Raw genomic sequence first — 239 nt, 5'->3', positions numbered from 1 at the left:
CTTAGGACTAGTTATCAGCAATGTCAAAGACCCGCTACAACTAGGTATGTGGAGAGGTGGTAGTTTCGGTATTGGCTATAGCCGCATGCGTAACTTTAGAAATAATCAGCGATATGTAGGGGAAAATGGTGTATCCTCGATTATCGACTCATTTGTAGAACAAGGCTCAGGGATCTCTCCTAGTGAGATTGCTGGATTTGGCTTGGCTGGTGCTGCCTATAATTCATACTTGATCGATC

Annotated in this window: 1 pseudogene; it reads left to right on the top strand. The window is 43.9% G+C overall.

Annotated features, from left to right (window positions below):
• A pseudogene (locus tag I5349_RS14040) lies at window positions 1–239 on the top strand (long-chain fatty acid transporter); the annotation flags it as partial.

The organism is Penaeicola halotolerans (assembly GCF_016464625.1).
Classification (GTDB): Bacteria; Bacteroidota; Bacteroidia; order Cytophagales; family Cyclobacteriaceae; genus Penaeicola; species Penaeicola halotolerans.
This window is presented reverse-complemented; position numbering and strand designations above follow the sequence as displayed.